At 76.9% G+C, this 15,170-nt stretch carries 11 protein-coding genes; 4 read left to right on the top strand and 7 right to left on the bottom strand.

Annotated features, from left to right (window positions below; translation table 11 throughout):
* Positions 1-50: 50 nt before the first annotated feature.
* On the top strand, positions 51-1,253 hold the full coding sequence (locus SNE206_RS00205; RefSeq protein WP_407911237.1) for an aminoglycoside phosphotransferase family protein: 1,203 nt from the start codon (positions 51-53) through the stop codon (positions 1,251-1,253).
* Between the two features lie 51 nt (positions 1,254-1,304).
* Here the strand turns inward: SNE206_RS00205 and SNE206_RS00200 are convergent, their stop codons facing one another.
* Positions 1,305-2,495 carry a serine hydrolase domain-containing protein gene (locus tag SNE206_RS00200; RefSeq protein WP_407911236.1) on the bottom strand — a complete coding sequence of 397 codons (1,191 nt, stop codon included), beginning with the start codon at positions 2,493-2,495 and terminating at the stop codon, positions 1,305-1,307.
* 182 nt (positions 2,496-2,677) lie between these two features.
* Positions 2,678-3,301: a TetR/AcrR family transcriptional regulator gene (locus SNE206_RS00195; RefSeq protein ID WP_407911235.1), complete on the bottom strand. Its 624-nt coding sequence runs from the start codon at positions 3,299-3,301 to the stop codon at positions 2,678-2,680.
* Between the two features lie 124 nt (positions 3,302-3,425).
* Between SNE206_RS00195 and SNE206_RS00190 the strand changes: the two genes are divergently transcribed.
* From SNE206_RS00190 to fabG, 3 genes are read left to right on the top strand one after another with little or no spacing between them, the layout of a single operon-like run.
* Positions 3,426-4,574, top strand: coding sequence for an acyl-CoA dehydrogenase family protein (locus SNE206_RS00190; RefSeq protein WP_407911234.1), 1,149 nt, complete (start codon positions 3,426-3,428; stop codon positions 4,572-4,574).
* A gap of 31 nt (positions 4,575-4,605) precedes the next feature.
* Positions 4,606-5,793, top strand: coding sequence for a thiolase family protein (locus SNE206_RS00185; protein WP_407911233.1), 1,188 nt, complete (start codon positions 4,606-4,608; stop codon positions 5,791-5,793).
* An 11-nt stretch (positions 5,794-5,804) separates the two neighbouring features.
* Positions 5,805-6,563: a 3-oxoacyl-ACP reductase FabG gene (fabG, locus tag SNE206_RS00180; protein WP_407911232.1), complete on the top strand. Its 759-nt coding sequence runs from the start codon at positions 5,805-5,807 to the stop codon at positions 6,561-6,563.
* Between the two features lie 51 nt (positions 6,564-6,614).
* On the opposite strand, the gene SNE206_RS00175 is transcribed toward fabG, so the two are convergent.
* From SNE206_RS00175 to SNE206_RS00155, 5 genes are all read right to left on the bottom strand, one after another.
* Positions 6,615-8,408, bottom strand: a complete 1,794-nt coding sequence (locus SNE206_RS00175; RefSeq protein ID WP_407911231.1) for a hypothetical protein — start codon at positions 8,406-8,408, stop codon at positions 6,615-6,617.
* A gap of 255 nt (positions 8,409-8,663) precedes the next feature.
* Positions 8,664-9,707, bottom strand: a complete 1,044-nt coding sequence (locus tag SNE206_RS00170; RefSeq protein ID WP_407911230.1) for a S66 peptidase family protein — start codon at positions 9,705-9,707, stop codon at positions 8,664-8,666.
* Positions 9,708-9,774: 67 nt separating this feature from the next.
* On the bottom strand, positions 9,775-10,731 hold the full coding sequence (locus SNE206_RS00165) for a zinc-binding dehydrogenase (RefSeq protein ID WP_407911229.1): 957 nt from the start codon (positions 10,729-10,731) through the stop codon (positions 9,775-9,777).
* Positions 10,732-11,006: 275 nt separating this feature from the next.
* Positions 11,007-14,696 (bottom strand): LysM peptidoglycan-binding domain-containing protein, encoded by a 3,690-nt coding sequence (locus SNE206_RS00160; RefSeq protein WP_407911228.1) that lies wholly within the window; start codon positions 14,694-14,696, stop codon positions 11,007-11,009.
* The gene (locus SNE206_RS00155; protein WP_407911227.1) at positions 14,696-15,151 is read right to left on the bottom strand and encodes a hypothetical protein; all 456 of its coding nucleotides are present in this window, start codon (positions 15,149-15,151) and stop codon (positions 14,696-14,698) included. The genes SNE206_RS00160 and SNE206_RS00155 overlap by 1 nt, the downstream gene beginning before the upstream one ends.
* Positions 15,152-15,170: the final 19 nt, after the last annotated feature.

Below are 15,170 nucleotides of genomic sequence, written 5' to 3'. Positions count from 1 at the left end.
GGGCCGGTAATTCGGTGGCGCCCCCTCCCCCGTGTCACGACAATGCGCGGGTGGATCGGACGATGCAGCGCACGGTGACGGCAGTGGTGACCCTCGACGGCGAGCGGCTCGGGGAGGTCGGCCCCTTCCCCGTGGCCCACCCGCGCTGGCAGGAGGTCGGCGAGGTCGCGGCCGTCCTGGAGCAGCGGCTCGGGGTGCCCGTGCTCGTGCTGCGCCTGCTCTCCGTGGAGGGCGGGGACGGCGGCCGCGGCGGCCACGTCGCCTACCACGCGGAGGCGCTGGCCGGCCCGGCCGTGCCGCTCGCCGAGGGCGCCCGCACCGTGGGGCCCGACCCGCTGCGCGCCGCCTGGGCCACCCCGGACGGCCTTCGCTCGGCCCTCGGCTGGGCCGGGGACCGGCTGCGGGACACCGGTCGGCCCCCGACCGGCCCCGCCGAGCAGGTGAAGACCTGGAACCTCTCCGGGCTCACCCGTATCCCGACCGCGCAGGGCCCCGCCTGGCTCAAGACCACACCGGTGTTCGGCGCCGACGAGGCCCGCATCATCGCCCTGCTCGCCTCGGTGGACCCCGGCCTGGTGCCGCCCGTGCTCGGGTCGGCGGAGGGCCGGGTGCTGCTCGACCACGTGCCGGGCGAGGACTGCTGGGGCGTGCCGGACGACGCCATGCTCGGCGCCGTCGACCGGATGGTCGCCGCCCAGGCCCGGCTGGCCGGGCACCCCGGACTGCAGGACCTGCGCGACCAGTCGCCGCCGCGGGTGCTGGCAGCGGCCGCCGCCCTCCTGCCCCGCCTCGACGACCTTACGGCCGACGAGCGGGCCGCCGCGCACCGCCTCCTCGACCGGCTGCCCGCCGACATCGCCGGGCTGGAGGCCTGCGGACTGCCCACGACCCTGGTGCACGGCGACTTCCACCCCGGCAACTGGCGCTCCGACGGGAGCCGCACGGTCGTCGTGGACTTCTCGGACGCCTGCCTCGGCCACCCGGCCTTCGACGGGCTGCGGCCGCGCGACTTCGTCGACGGGGCCCGCTGGGCGGACGTCCGGAACGCCTGGGCCGGTGCCTGGTCGGCGGCCGTGCCGGGCAGCGACCCGCTGCGGGCCCTGGAGCTGGCGGAGCCGCTGATGCACCTCGCCTACGCGGTGCGCTACCAGGAGTTCCTCGACGGCATCGAGCCCAGCGAGCGGATCTACCACGAGGGCGACCCGGCGGCCGAGGTGCGCGCCGCCCTGGCCGCCGCCGCACGGACGGCCTGACCGGGACGGCCTGACCGGGGTGGCCTGACCAGGGCGGTCGCAGCAGCGCGGTCAGTGGCCGCGGTCGTCCAGCAGGGCGCAGACGAAGTCCTCCTGGACGGCGCGGAGCCGGGCCAGCAGCGCGGGCCTGGTGGACTGCGAGACCTGCTCGGTGACGGAGAACGCCAGCGCCGCACTGCCGTCCGGGGTGGCGACCGCGAGCTGGGTGTAGCCGGCGGTGTTGCCGGTGTGGCCGTACACCACGCCGCAGCGGGTGGTGTAGCGGAAGAGGGCCAGGCCGGCGGCGTTGGTGCCGGGCCCGGCGGGCTCCGAGCTGCCCTCGACGAACGTCCGCTGCTGCTGCCGCACCTCGGGCCCGGTCAGCCGGCCGCCGCCGTACGCGCGGATGAAGGCGGCGAGGTCGCGCGGGGTGGAGACGATGCCGCCGGAGGCCCACGCCCCGGACGCCCCGAAGAGCGTGGAGACGTCGACGGGCGGGTCGGGCAGGACCGTGTCGTAGCCGTGCAGGTACGGCTCGGGGAGCTCGTAGCCCTGCGGGAGGCTCGTCTCGTGCAGGCCCAGCGGGCGGTACACCAGCCGGGCGAGGAGCTGCTCGTACGGGCGGCCGGTGGCGGCCTCCGCCATCAGCGCGACGGCGATGTTGTCGGAGTTGGAGTAGGCGTACCGGCTGCCCGGGGTGAAGAGCAGGTCCTCGCCGGCGACGTAGTCGAGCAGGTGCCGGGAGTCGAAGACGTGGTGCGGGTCGGCGGTGATGACCGCCCGGAAGTCCGCCGAGTTGCTGTAGTCCGGCAGGCCGCTGGTGTGCTGGAGGAGCTGGCGGAGCGTCACCGCGTGCCAGTCGGCCGGGAGGCCGGGCAGCCGCTGCCCGACGGTGTCGTCGAGGCCGAGCACCCCGCGGTCGACCAGGCGCAGGGCGACGGCGCCGCTGAAGGCCTTGGCCGCGCTGGCGATCCGCATGTAGTCGGTGCTGCGGGGCGCCCGGCCGCCGAGCTCGGCGACGCCGGCCCGGACGACCTCGGTGTGCCGGCCGCGGCGGAGCACCACGATGGCACCGGGCGGGCCGCCGGGGGTGTCGACCAGCTCCTGCAGGCGCTGCTGCAGGTCGGGAGCGGCCGGGCGGCCGCCGGCCACGGCCGGTGCGGGGAGCAGGCCGACCAGCGCGAGACCGGCGGCGAGGACGACCGCCGGGCGCAGCGGGCGGGGGCCGCGGGGACGGCGTGACGGGCGAGGGCGTGGGGACACGGGACGACCTCCGGAGGGGACGGCCGGCCGGTGGCCCGGCCGTGCTGGCCGACAGAACGTGACCGTCCGTCAGGTCCGGCAAACCCCGGACGGCCCGGTGTGACCCGTCGGGGCGAAGGCCGGTGCGCCGGTCGGGGCCGCAGAGCTCGGGGCTCGGGGCTCGGAGCTCGGAGCTGCAGGGCTCAGGGGCGGTGGCGCAGGGCGAGGCCGTCGAGGAGAGCGGCCAGGCCGGTCTCGAAGGCTCCTTCGTCGATGGCGCGGTGGTGTTCGGCGAGCAGGTGGGCCTCGCCGAGGTGGGGGTAGTCGGCGGCGTAGACGGCGGCGTCCTCGGGGAAGCCGCCGGCGAAGGAGCCGAGGGCGGAGCCGGTGATGAAGTAGCGCATGAGGGCGCCGATGCGGGTGGCCTGGCCGCGCGGCCAGCCGGCGTCGACGAGGCAGCCGAAGACGGCGTCGGCGAGGCGGAGCGCGTTGGGGCGGCGGCCGGGGCCCTGGGCGAGGACGGGCACGACGTTGGGGTGGGCGGCGAGGGCCGCACGGTAGGAGCGGGCCCAGTCGCGCAGGGCGGTGCGCCAGCTCTCCGGCGCGTCGAACATCGACAGGTCGACCTCGCCCATCACGCTGTCGACGACGGCGTCGAGCAGGTCGTCCTTGGTGGCGAAGTGGTTGTAGAGCGAGGGCCCGCTGACGGAGAGCTCGGTGGCGAGGCGCCGGGTGGAGAGCGCGGCCAGCCCTTCGGCGTCGACCAGGGCGAGGGCGGCGGCGACGATCCGCTCGCGGCTGAGCAGCGGGGTGCGCGGGCGGGCCATGGGGGGCGGCCTCCGATCGGGTGGGTGGCCCACATTCTTGCAGGCGGCTCTTCCCCGGGCGGACCGGGTGGGGCTACAGTCCCCCTTAAAACTTGCACTGCTAGTTTAAGAGGTGTCCGCCGCCATGAACCTTGAGCTGTCCGAGGAGCAGGCCGCCGTCCGCAATCTCGCAGCCGTCTTCACCGACCGCGAGATCGTCCCCTTCGCCCGCGAATGGGACCTCGCCGAGTCCGTCGACCCGGCGATCGTCGGCCGGCTCGGCAAGCTCGGCCTCCTCGGCCTCACCATCCCCGAGGAGTACGGCGGCAGCGGCGGCGACCACCTCGCGTACTGCCTGGTGCTGGAGGAGCTCGGCCGCGGCGACTCCGCCGTGCGCGGCATCGTCTCCGTCTCGCTCGGCCTGGTCGGCAAGTCCGTCAACGCGTACGGCACCGAGGAGCAGAAGCAGCACTGGCTGCCCCGGCTGACCTCCGGCGAGGCGCTCGGCTGCTTCGGCCTCACCGAGCCCGGCACCGGCTCCGACGCCGCCAACCTCACGACCCGGGCCGTCCGCGACGGCGGCGACTGGCTGATCAGCGGCAGCAAGACGTTCATCACCAACGGCACCCACGCCGACGTCGCGCTCCTCTTCGCCCGCACCGGCGGACCCGGCCACCGCGGCATCACCGCCTTCCTCGTGGAGACCGGCCTGCCCGGCTTCGGGCGCCGCACGATCCACGGCAAGCTCGGCCTGCGCGGCCAGGCCACCGCCGAACTCACCCTCGACGCCGTCCGGGTGCCCGACAGCGCCCGCCTCGGCGACGAGGGCCAGGGCTTCAAGGTCGCGATGTCCGCCCTCGCCAAGGGCCGCATGTCGGTCGCCGCCGGCTGCGTCGGCATCGCCCGCGCCTGCCTGGAGGCCGCCGTGAAGTACGCCGGCGAACGCGAGCAGTTCGGCCGGCCGATCGCCGGCCACCAGCTCGTGCAGGACCTCCTCGCCGACATCGCCGTCGACGTCGAGGCCGCCCGGCTGCTCACCTGGAAGGTCGCCGACCTCGTCGACCGCGGCCTGCCCTTCGCCACCGAGTCGTCCGTCGCCAAGCTCTTCGCCAGCGAGGCCGCCGTCCGGGCCGCCAACAACGCGCTGCAGGTCTTCGGCGGGTACGGCTTCATCGACGAGTACCCCGTCGGCAAGTACCTGCGCGACGCGCGCGTCATGACCCTCTACGAGGGCACCAGCCAGATCCACAAACTGCTGATCGGGCGATCCCTGACCGGCGTCAACGCCTTCTGACCCCACCCTCACGACGAAGGAGCACACCGACGTGCGACCCGTCCACTTCGCCGCCGCCCGCCGCACCCCCATCGGGAAGCTGCGCGGCGCACTGTCCGCCGTCCGGCCCGACGACCTGTCGGCCGCCGTCCTCACCGGGCTGCTCGCCGACGTGCCGCAGCTCGACCCGGCCCTGATCGACGACGTCTACTGGGGCGCCGCCAACCAGTCCGGCGAGGACAACCGCAACGCCGCCCGGATGGCCGTCCTGCTGGCCGGCCTGCCCGACAGCATCCCCGGCGCCACCGTCAACCGCCTCTGCGCCTCCGGCCTGGAGGCCGTCACCACCGCCGCCCGCGCGATCGGCTCCGGCGAGGCCGACGTCGTCGTCGCCGGCGGCTGCGAGTCGATGAGCCGGGCGCCGTTCGTGCTGCCCCGCCCCGACGAGGCACTGCCGCACCGCATCGAGACCCACGACACCCGGCTCGGCTGGCGGCTCACCAACCCGCGCATGAAGGACCTGCACGGCGTGCTCTCCATGGGCGAGACCGCCGAGGAGGTCGCCGCACGGTACGGCATCACCCGCGAACAGCAGGACGCGTTCGCCCTGCGCAGCCACCGGCTCGCCGCCGCCGCCCGCAAGGACGGCCACTTCGACGCCGAGATCCTGCCGGCCGTCCGCCCCGACGGCGTCGAGGTCACCCGCGACGAGTCCGTCCGCGAGGACACCACCATGGAGCGCCTCGCCGCCCTCAAGCCCGTCTTCCGCCCCGGCGGCACCGTCACCGCCGGCAACGCCTCCCCCATGAACGACGGCGCCGCGGCGCTGCTGCTCGTCGGCGAGGACGCCCTCGAACGCCTCGGCCTGGAATCCCTCGGCCGCTACGTCGCCGGCGCCTCCGCCGGGGTGCACCCCGACGTCATGGGCATCGGGCCGGTACCCGCCACCCGCAAGGTCCTCGCCCGGGCCGGATGGCAGGTCGGCGACGTCCAGGAGGCCGAGTTCAACGAGGCGTTCGCCGCCCAGGCGCTCGCCTGCATCGGCGAGCTCGGCTTCGACCCCGCACTCGTCAACCCCAGCGGCGGCGCCATCGCCCTCGGCCACCCGCTCGGCGGCTCCGGCGCCCGCATCCTCACCACCCTGCTGCACCGCATGCGCCGCACCGGCGCCCGGCACGGCCTGGCCACCATGTGCGTCGGCGTCGGACAGGGCACCGCCGTACTCGTCGAGAACTCCTGAGAGGCACTCCCATGACACGATTCGCCGGCAAGGTCGCCGTGGTGACCGGCGCCGCCCAGGGCATCGGTGCCGCCACCGCCGAACGCCTCGCCGAGGAGGGCGCGGCCGTCGCCGTCGTCGACCTCACCGCCGAGCGCGCGCAGGCCACCGTCGACGCCATCACCGCCAAGGGCGGCACCGCCCGCGCCTACGGCTGCGACGTCGCCGACCACGACGCCGTCGAGGCCGCCTTCGCCCGGGTCGTCGCCGACCTCGGGGCGCTGCACATCCTCGTCAACAACGCGGGCATCACCCGCGACAACCTCTTCTTCAGGATGCCCAAGGACGACTGGGACGCCGTCATCACCGTCAACCTCACCAGCGCCTACAACTGCGCCCACGTCGCGCAGGCGTACATGGTGCAGCAGAAGTACGGCAAGATCGTCTCGCTCAGCTCGCGCTCCGCCCTCGGCAACCGCGGCCAGGCCAACTACGCCGCCGCCAAGGCCGGCATCCAGGGCCTCACCGCCACCCTCGCCATCGAGCTCGGCCCCTACAACATCAACGTCAACGCCGTCGCCCCCGGCTACATCGCCACCGCGATGACCGCCGCCACCGCCGAACGCGTCGGCGCCCGCGCCGAGGACCACCAGGCCATGGCCGCCGAACGCACCCCGCTGCGCCGCGTCGGCCGGCCCGAGGAGGTCGCCTCGGTCGTCGCCTTCCTCGCCAGCGAGGACGCCTCGTACGTGAGCGGGCAGACCCTCTACATCAACGGCGGCGCCCGCTGACGGCACCGCACGACCCTGACGGGCGGACGGCACGCACCACGCCGCCGCCCGTCAGGGCTGTGCGGCCAGCTTCGCCAGGTGCCGCTCCGCCGCCCGCAGCTTCCGGCCCTCCGGGCCGGGCAGGTGGGCCCGCAGCTCGATGATCTCCGGCGCGATCCGCAGCGCCTCCGCGCGGTCGCCCACCGCACGCCAGCACGCCTCCGCGTTGGTCGCGGCCCGCTGCGTCTCCGGGTCGTCCGCCCCCGAGCTGCGCAGCAGGGCGAGCGCGACCTGCCGGTACAGGTCCGCCGCCAGCACCGTCCGGCCCGCCAGACGGGAGACGTGCGCCCGCACCTGACGCACCTGCAGCACCTCGGCGGCGAGCGGCCCGTGGGTGTCCACCGCCTGTTCCTCCAGCGCGAGGGCCAGCTCCGCGGCGGAGTCGTGCTCGCCCGCGTCGGCCGCCAGCACGATCCGGCCGACGGCCTCGCGGTAGTCGGCCAGCGGGTCCTTCGCCTGCTCGCGCTCCGGCCGGGGGCCGTCCGCGGGCTCGGGCTCGGGTACCGCCTCGGCCTCGGGCTCGGGCTCGGGCTCGGATACGGCCTCGGGCTCGGGTACGGCCGCAGTCACCGGCGCGGCGGCGGGCAGCACAGCGGCGAACGGCACCTCGGCGGGCGGCGCCGGCAGTGCCTCCACCGGGGCGAGGACCTCGGCCGGGTCGGCCGCGCCGAGCGGGCGGCCCTTCACCAGCGACACCGGACGGACCGGGCGGGGCGGGGTGGGCGGCACCCCGGGCTTCAGCAGCGACACCGGGCCGCGCGGCGCGGCGGCGACCGGCTTCGCCAGCTCCACCCGCCGCGCGGCCGGTGCGGACGCGGCGGGCCGCGGACGGGCCTGCCGGTCGCCGGGGTGCCGCGGCTGCACGGCCGCCGGGCGCGGCGCGCCGCTGAGCCGGGCCTCCGTGGAGGGGTCGCCGATGCGCCGGGAGGTGTTGCGGAAGACCGGGCGGTCGGGCGCGTGCGAGACGAGCACCGCGGCCTCGGGGCGCAGCACCGACTGCACCTGGCCGCGCAGGTGCTCCGGGGCGAGGACGGGTCCGGCGCCGGGCACGCCGACGTGCAGCACCTCGATGAGCGCACGGGTGAACATGCCGACCTGGTCGGGGTCGGGGTTGACGACGGCCCACAGCGGCACGCCGTCGGTGAGCGGGGAGATCGTGCTCTGCACGAGCGGCCACGCGGTCTGGTCGGCGCTCAGGTCGGCGACGACGAGGGTGTCCCAGTCCTGCGGGCGGTGCTGGAGCTCCGCCGCGACCGCCTGCCAGGGCAGGCTCTCGTGGCCGCGGGAGTCACGCAGGGTCAGGAAGAGCTGCTCGGCGCGCCGGTCGGTGACGAGGTGCCCGCCCAGGTGCACCAGCAGCGGGCCCGGGTGGCGGGCGGCGGCGCGCAGGTGCGCGAGCACCGTCGGCGGGTCGCCGGCGCCGGGCAGGTGGACGGCGTCGACCGCGTCGGCGGCCAGCAGGACGTGCGGGGGGACGGCCGCGAGCATCGCCGACAGCACGGGTGCCTGCGCGGAGCCGCGGCCCCAGGGGCGGCGGCCGGTGCTGCCGTAGCCGCCCTCGACGACGAGGATCCGGCCGCGCAGTCCGGCGCCCATGCCGCGCAGGGGCGGCGGGGCCGGTGCCTGGGCTGCCGCGGGAACCGGGGCGGGGGGCGGAGCCGGGGGCAGGGTGACGGCCGGCATCGTCGTCGTCCAGCCGGTCGTGGGCATCGGGGCCGGCGCCTGGCGGTCGGCGGGTCCGCTGCCCGGGTCGTGGTCGAACGGTGTCCGTTCGCCTCCCCCGGAGGCCGCTGTCACGTCCGACACGCCCGGTCACCGCCCCGCCCCGCCGCCAGCAGCGACATCGTCCGTGCCTGCACAGTGACCACCACCGCGCCCCGATTTCGCCACCATACGGGGTGATCCCCCGGCGGCTCCAGGCCGGGTGCGCGAACACGCCCGGTCCGTCGCGCCGTCAGGACCGCCCGGCCGCAGCGGCACCCGTGCGCCGCGGCGGGGGCGGGGGCGGGGCGGGTGCCGGTGCCGGTGCCGGTGCGGCCGTCGGGCGGGCGGTCCGGGGCGTCAGTAGGTGACGGTGATCCGGCGGGCGGGCCCGTCGACGCGGATCAGGCCGCCGTAGGGGATCACCACCTGCGGGTCGGTGTGGCCGAGGTCGACGTCGAAGACCGCCATGGTGTCGGGGGCGTACGCGGCGAGCGCGCGCAGCACCGCCTCGCGCTGCCCGGTGCGGTGGGCCTCGCGCTCCTCCGGCGTGTGGCGCCGGTCGAACGACCAGGCCTTGGCGCGGCCCATGAGCAGCGCGGGGAACCGGGCCAGCAGGCCGCGTTCGCCCATGTTCCGCAGGAGGCGGAACACCTCCTCGCCGCCCGGGAGCTCCTCGGAGGTCTCCAGGAAGAGCACGCAGCCCTCGTACGCCTCGGGGGCGCGGATGCCGCGGTCGGCCATCATGAGCCAGCCGAGGATCTCCAGGTTGCCGCCCCAGCTGACGCCCTCGACGACCCGCTCGGGACGGTGCCACGTCCAGCCGTGCGCGGGCTGCATCGGCGGCTCGCCGGCGAACGTCGCCGGGTCGTCCCAGGGCAGGTCGATGTCGTTGAAGTCGGCGGGCTCGGTGAGCTCGTACGGCCCCGGGGTGAAGAGCGCGGCGCGGGCGGAGGCGGCGGTCACCGGGTGCAGGGCGCCGGGGCGGCCGTACTGCGTCATCACGCTCGCCCCGTGGTAGGCGACGATGCCGAGGTTCCACAGGTGGGTGAGGAGGTTGGTGTTGTCGCTGAACCCGAAGAACGGCTTCGGGTTGGCCCGGATGAGCTCGTCGTCCAGGTGCGGCAGCAGGGTGATCTGGTCGTCGCCGCCGATCGTCGCGACGACGGCCTTGATCTCCGGGTCGGCGAAGGCCGCGTGGAGGTCCGCGGCGCGGTCCTGCGGGGTGCTGCCGAACCGGCGGGTGGTGGCGTACTCCACCGGCTTCAGGCCGAACTCCTCGGCCAGGCGCCGGACACCGAGCTCGTACGGCAGCGGGAGGAGCCCGGCCAGGCCGGACGACGGGGAGAGCACGGCGATCCGGTCGCCCGGGCTCGGCTTGGGAGGGTGGACGGGAGCGGTCATGGCCCGATCCTAGGACCGGGCCACGACCGTCCTCGAACGAATTCCGGAATGCCGATCGGACCCGCCGTCAGACGACGAGCAGGGTCTTGCCGGTCGTCTCCCGGCCCTCGATCGCGGCATGGGCCCGCGCGGCCTCCTCCAGCGGCAGGCGCAGCCCGATCACCGGCCGCAGCCGGCCCGCCGCGCCCGCCGCCAGGGCCTCGGCGGTGAGCGTCCGCATCAGTGCCGGGTCGGGCCGGGACGGGCCGACCAGCTCGACGCCCCGGGCGGCGGCGAGCTCCGGCGGGATCTCCGCCCACTCCCCGCCGGCCAGGCCGTAGCTGACCATGCGTCCGCCCGGCGCGAGCAGGTCGAACGCGTGCCGCGCGATCGGGCCGCCGACGCCGTCGAGCACGACGTCCACGCCGCCGTGCGCCTCGCGCACCCGGTCCGTCCAGTCCGGCCGGAGGTAGTCGACGCCGGTCGCCGCGCCGAGCCCGGCGGCCAGTTCCGCCTTGTGCGGGCCACCCGCCGCGCCGACCACGGTCGCGCCGGCGGCGGAGGCCAGCTGCACGAGCAGGCTGCCGACTCCTCCGGCGGCGGCCTCCACGAGCACCCGGTCGCCGGCCGCCACCCGGGCGGCGCGCAGCTGGAGCAGCGCCGTCCGGCCGTCGGCGAGCAGGGCCACGGCGTCGTCGAGCGCGAGGCCGTCCGGCACCTCGAACACCCCCGCCGCGGGGACCGCCGCCCGCGCGGCGTACCCGCCGGACCCGCCGGTGGCGGTCACCACCCGGCGGCCGAGCAGCGCGTCGTCCACGCCCTCGCCGACGGCGGCGACCACCCCGCCGACCCCGTTGCCGGGGATCAGCGGCGGCCGGGCCGCGAACGGGCCCCGGCCGGACGCCCGGAACTGCGTCTCGACGAAGGTGATGTTGGCGAACGCGACGTCCACCAGCACCTCTCCCGGGCCGGGCACCGGGTCCGGCGCCTCCCCCGCCACCAGTACCCCGGGCCCGCCGAACTCCGTCAACCACACTGCCCGCACGACCGCTCCCCTGCTCGCTCCCGACCTGACGGCACCAGCGTGCAAGGTGAAGCGGACTTGAGGTCAAGCCCGTGCAGGGAGCTCCGCGCCGGGGTCGCCGCGGCCCTTCCCGGGCTCGGTACCGTCATGCCCCGGACGGTACCGAGCCCCCTGCCGTCCTGGCACGGACGACCGCGAGGGCCCGACGACCGGGAACCGCCGAACGCCACCGGTGCTCATGCTCCACCGGTGGCGTGGCCCCTGGACCGCGGGTCCTGGACCCGGCCCGGCTGCCGTCAGGCCGCCAGCAGGTCGCGCAGCAGCGCCACCGTGTCCGGGTCGAGGTCGCGGCCGGTGCGCCGGCTCAGCGCGTCCAGGCGGTTGACCGCCCGGACGAGCTGGTCGCGGGCGCCGACCGAGGCGTAGGCGTAGAAGAGGTCGCGGTGCAGCAGCTCGACGTCCGGGGCGACCGCGAGCCCGCGGAAGATCGCGGCCTCGGCGGTGCGGTGGTCGCCGTACTGCAGCCGGCGGGCGGCGAGTTCGTGCGCCGTGTCGACGATCGCGGCGATCATGTCCTGCCGCTCGGCCTCGGCCCAGCCGTACGCGTCGGCGGGGGCCTCCGCGAACGGTGCGCCGCGCACCAGCGCCAGGGCGTGCGCGAGGGCCGCGTCGGCGGTCGTGCTGGTCGAGCGCATGCCGCGCCGGTAGAGACTGCGGAACTCGTCCCAGTCGCAGGTCACCGTGGGGGCGAAGGTGTAGCCGTCGGGCCGGTCGATCCGCAGGAACGGGCGCCCGTCCGGGGCACCGCCCAGCCAGGCCGCCAGCCGGGTCAGCCGGCCGGGCAGCGGACTGGTCGGCGCGTGCCCGTCGGCCGGGTCGGCGAGGTGGGCGCCGCCCGGGTGCAGCACCTGGTCGAGCGCGGTGTGCTCGACCCCCGGACGCAGCGCCAGCAGCGCGGCCAGCTCGGTGAGGCGCGGCACGGCGGCGGGCTCGGCCGTGCCGGCCGCGCCGCTCACGTCGACCGGACCGAGCAGCCGGATGCGGGGCGCCGTCCGTCCCGCGTGGGCCTCCGGCGAGCGGAGGATGGCCAGCAGGTCGGCGCTGTCGGTGCGGCCCTGCCCCGAGGGGCGGCCCGGGGCGGGCGGCGCGGCCGTGTCCGGCGCCGGGTCGTGGGTCGGCACCGGCTCCGGCGCCCGCTCGGGCAGCCGCCCGGGCACCGGCTCCGCCGCACGGGCCGGCGGCGCCGGCGGCAGCGCGGCGGACTGCTGCGGGAGCGACGGCTGGGGGAACGGCGGCTGCGGGTGGCCGCTGCCGGAGGCGTGCCGCCCGGCGCCGTTGGCGCTGTGCCGGGCCGGCCGCGGGTCCGCCGGAGGGACGGCCACCGCACTGTCCTGCGGAACGGCGTACGGGTGCGCAGGCGGCGCGGCCTGCGGACCGGGCTGCGGACCGGGCTCCACGGCCGGCAGCACCGGCTGCAGGGGAGCCACCGCCTGCGGCGGGGTCGCCGTCGGCACCGTGCCCGCGAACGGGCTGACGCCGGTGCCGATCACCCGGGTGACCGGGCGCGGCGCGGCGCCCCCGGCCTCGGCCGGCCCGTCGGCGGACGGCGCCCCGACGGAGACCGGCACGAGGTGCTCGACCGGTTCGAGGTCGGTCCCGGGGCCGTCCAGCGTCCACTCCGGCGCCGGGTGCTGCGCGGTGTCGCCCGAGGTGCGGACCAGCTCGCCGAGGTGGGCGTACTGGACGGCGTCGAGGCGCTGCAGCTCGACCTGGAGGTGCAGGCCCGGCAGGGTGGCCGCGCCGGTGCTGGGCAGGGTCCAGCGCGCCACCGGCCCGGCACCGCGCTCGGGCGCGCGGGTGACCACGGAGACACAGCTGCGCGGCTTGGCGTCCAGCAGCCGGCCGAGTTCGGCGGGCACGTCGCCGTCCGGGGGCTGGGCGGAGAGCACGATCTCCGGCACCCACGACTCGTCGGCCGCCCCGCGGCTGCGGGCGTCGCGCGGACTGCTCGCCTCCGCCGCCACGAGCGTGGCCCGCGCCCGGGCGGCCCGCGGGCCGACGGCGCCGAGCGCCTGCTCCAGCGAGTCGTAGCGGTGCACGCGTTCGGCGGCCCGGCCGGCCACCGGCAGGTCGTCGAAACCGACCAGGTGCAGGTGCAGGCGGTCCGCGAGCGGGCTGTGCGCGAGTTCCACGGCCAGGGTGCGCAGCACGTCGCGGGCGTCGTCGGGGTGTCCGGCGAGGTGCACCAGCCGCACGGTCTCCAGGTCGGCGAGCACGATCGAGCCGTCCGGGGCGACGCCCAGGGTGACGAGTGCCGGGTAGGGTGCCGCGGCCTTCGCGGCCTGCCCGGGCGACAGCAGGTCGGAGGAGTCCTCCGGGCACCACCACACGTTGTTCGCGTGCGCGGCGCGGAACGGCGCGATCGGCACCGCCGGTGCGGCCAGGTGGAGTTCGACGGTGCGGCCGGGGGTGATCCGGGCGGCCACCAGCACGGGCAGCCGCTTGCCGGTGCGCACGGTGTTGCGCGCCAGGGTGCGCAGCGCGCGGTCCAGCAGCTCCAGGGCGGGCACGTTCTGCCGGGCCTTCAGCTCGGCCTCGAAGGCGGCGGCCGGGGCCTCGGGCATGGCGATGCGGTGCCGCGGGCGCCGGGCCCGCTGCTGGTCGCCGCGGCGGCGGGCGACCGCCCCGACCATGACGGCGGCGAGCAGCACGCCGATGGTCGAGGCGGCGAGCGCGGTGCTGTAGTCGTCGGACGGCTGCTGCGCCGGGTCGGCGGCGGCCGGGGCCTGCGGGCCCTGCACGGGCGCCGACGGTGCGGGCGTCGCGGGTGCGGATGCGGCGGGTGCGGGGGTCGCGGGTGCGGGCAGGGCCGGTGCCGGGGTGGCGGCCGGCGGCTGCCCGGCCCCGTCCGGCTGCTCCCCGGGCTGCTGCGGCACGGTCGGCGGGGCCGGCTGGTCGGCCCGCGCCCCGGGGATGGCCAGCACGGTGCCGGGCACCAGGACGTCCGGGTCGGTCAGCCGCTCGCCGTCGGGCGCGCGGACGCCCTTGTTGGCCTCGAAGAGCCGGGGCCAGGCGTCGCCGCTGCCGAGTTCGCGCTGGGCGATGCCGGAGAGGCTGTCCCCGGGCGCGACCGTGACGGAGGCGTGCTGCGGTGCCGGCGGCTCCGCGGCGGGCTGCTGCGCGGGGGCCGCGTCGGCCTTCGCCCCGGCGGGCATGAGCAGCTTCCACCCGGGGTGGATCGGCCGGTCGGCGTCGAAGCGGCGGCCCGCATCGTCCATCACCCGGCCCTTGTTGAGGTCGGCGATCTCCTGCCACCGTTCGCCCGAGCCGAGTTGGTGCTCGGCGATCGACCAGAGGCTGTCCGCGGGGCGGGTGTCGCGCACCGTGTACGTCGGCCGGTCGAGCGCGGGTGCGGCCGGCGCGGCGGCCGGGGCCGCGGCGGGCAGGGCGGCGAACCCGCCCGCGGCGGGCAGGGCGAGGGCCGTGGCGGCGGTACGGGTGCCGTGCTCCGGGGCCGCGGCGAACGCCGAACCGGCCACCGGCAGCAGGGCGATCACCGAACCGACCAGGCCCGCCGCGAGCCGCTGGCTCCAGCCGAACGCCGGGATCCGCCGGGCGACCCGGCCGCGCAGCTGCGCGGGGATCTCCAGCAGCACCGCGAACGCGAAGCAGAGCCACGCGATCCAGCCGACACCGACCAGTGCCCACAGGAACAGCCGGCCGTCGTCGGGGGTGGTGAGCAGCTCGGCCACGCTGCCGCCCGTCTCCGGGCCGCCCGCCGAGGTGACGGCGAGCGTGCCGTACAGCAGCACGGCCGGCAGGCCGGCGAGCAGGACGAGCAGCACCGCCAGGGAGGCGAGTGCCGCGGCCACCGAGCCGGCGCGGCGGCGACGGCGTACCGGAACGGGTCTGCGGTTGCCGCCCGGTGGCGTCCCGTGGCCCGGACGGGCCCTGTGTGCGGGGTCGTTGGCTCGTCGCGCGGCCATCAGCCGTTCTCCGCTTCCGTGATGCCGTGCACGAGGGTGGCCCTGCCGGACCCGTGCACCTCGAGATGGGTGAAGTCGGGGAGCACCCCGCCGAGCAGGGCGGTGGTGTAGGTGCCGGTGGCGTGCACCTCGACGGTGCCGTCGTCCACCAGGCGGGTCTCGGCGGTCAGGCCGTAGGGCCTCAGGTAGGCCGCGGCGGCCTCGGCCGCCGGGCCGTCGAGGATGCGGTAGCCCTTGCCGGACAGCACCGCGTCGACGTCCAGCTGCTGGACGGCGGCGCGGGCCGCCTCCTGCGCGCGGGCGTCCGCGCGCTCGACGGCACGCAGCCGGCCGCCGAGGTCGAGCACGATGCCGACCAGGATGAGCAGGGCGGCCGCGCAGATGGCGATGTACACCGACAGCGCGCCGTCGTCCGGCCGCCCGCGGCGCCGCCGGATGCTCCCCCGGTGTGTCATCGGACCCCCCTGCCCCTTC

The organism is Kitasatospora sp. NE20-6 (assembly GCF_045862635.1).
This window is presented reverse-complemented; position numbering and strand designations above follow the sequence as displayed.

Coding starts and splice junctions, on each gene's coding strand:
- SNE206_RS00155 (WP_407911227.1), bottom strand. CDS start 15,151: ATGACACACCGGGGGAGCATCCGGCGGCGCCGCGGGCGGCCGGACGAC.
- SNE206_RS00170 (WP_407911230.1), bottom strand. CDS start 9,707: ATGACCGCTCCCGTCCACCCTCCCAAGCCGAGCCCGGGCGACCGGATC.
- fabG (WP_407911232.1), top strand. CDS start 5,805: ATGACACGATTCGCCGGCAAGGTCGCCGTGGTGACCGGCGCCGCCCAG.
- SNE206_RS00160 (WP_407911228.1), bottom strand. CDS start 14,696: ATGGCCGCGCGACGAGCCAACGACCCCGCACACAGGGCCCGTCCGGGC.
- SNE206_RS00195 (WP_407911235.1), bottom strand. CDS start 3,301: ATGGCCCGCCCGCGCACCCCGCTGCTCAGCCGCGAGCGGATCGTCGCC.
- SNE206_RS00190 (WP_407911234.1), top strand. CDS start 3,426: ATGAACCTTGAGCTGTCCGAGGAGCAGGCCGCCGTCCGCAATCTCGCA.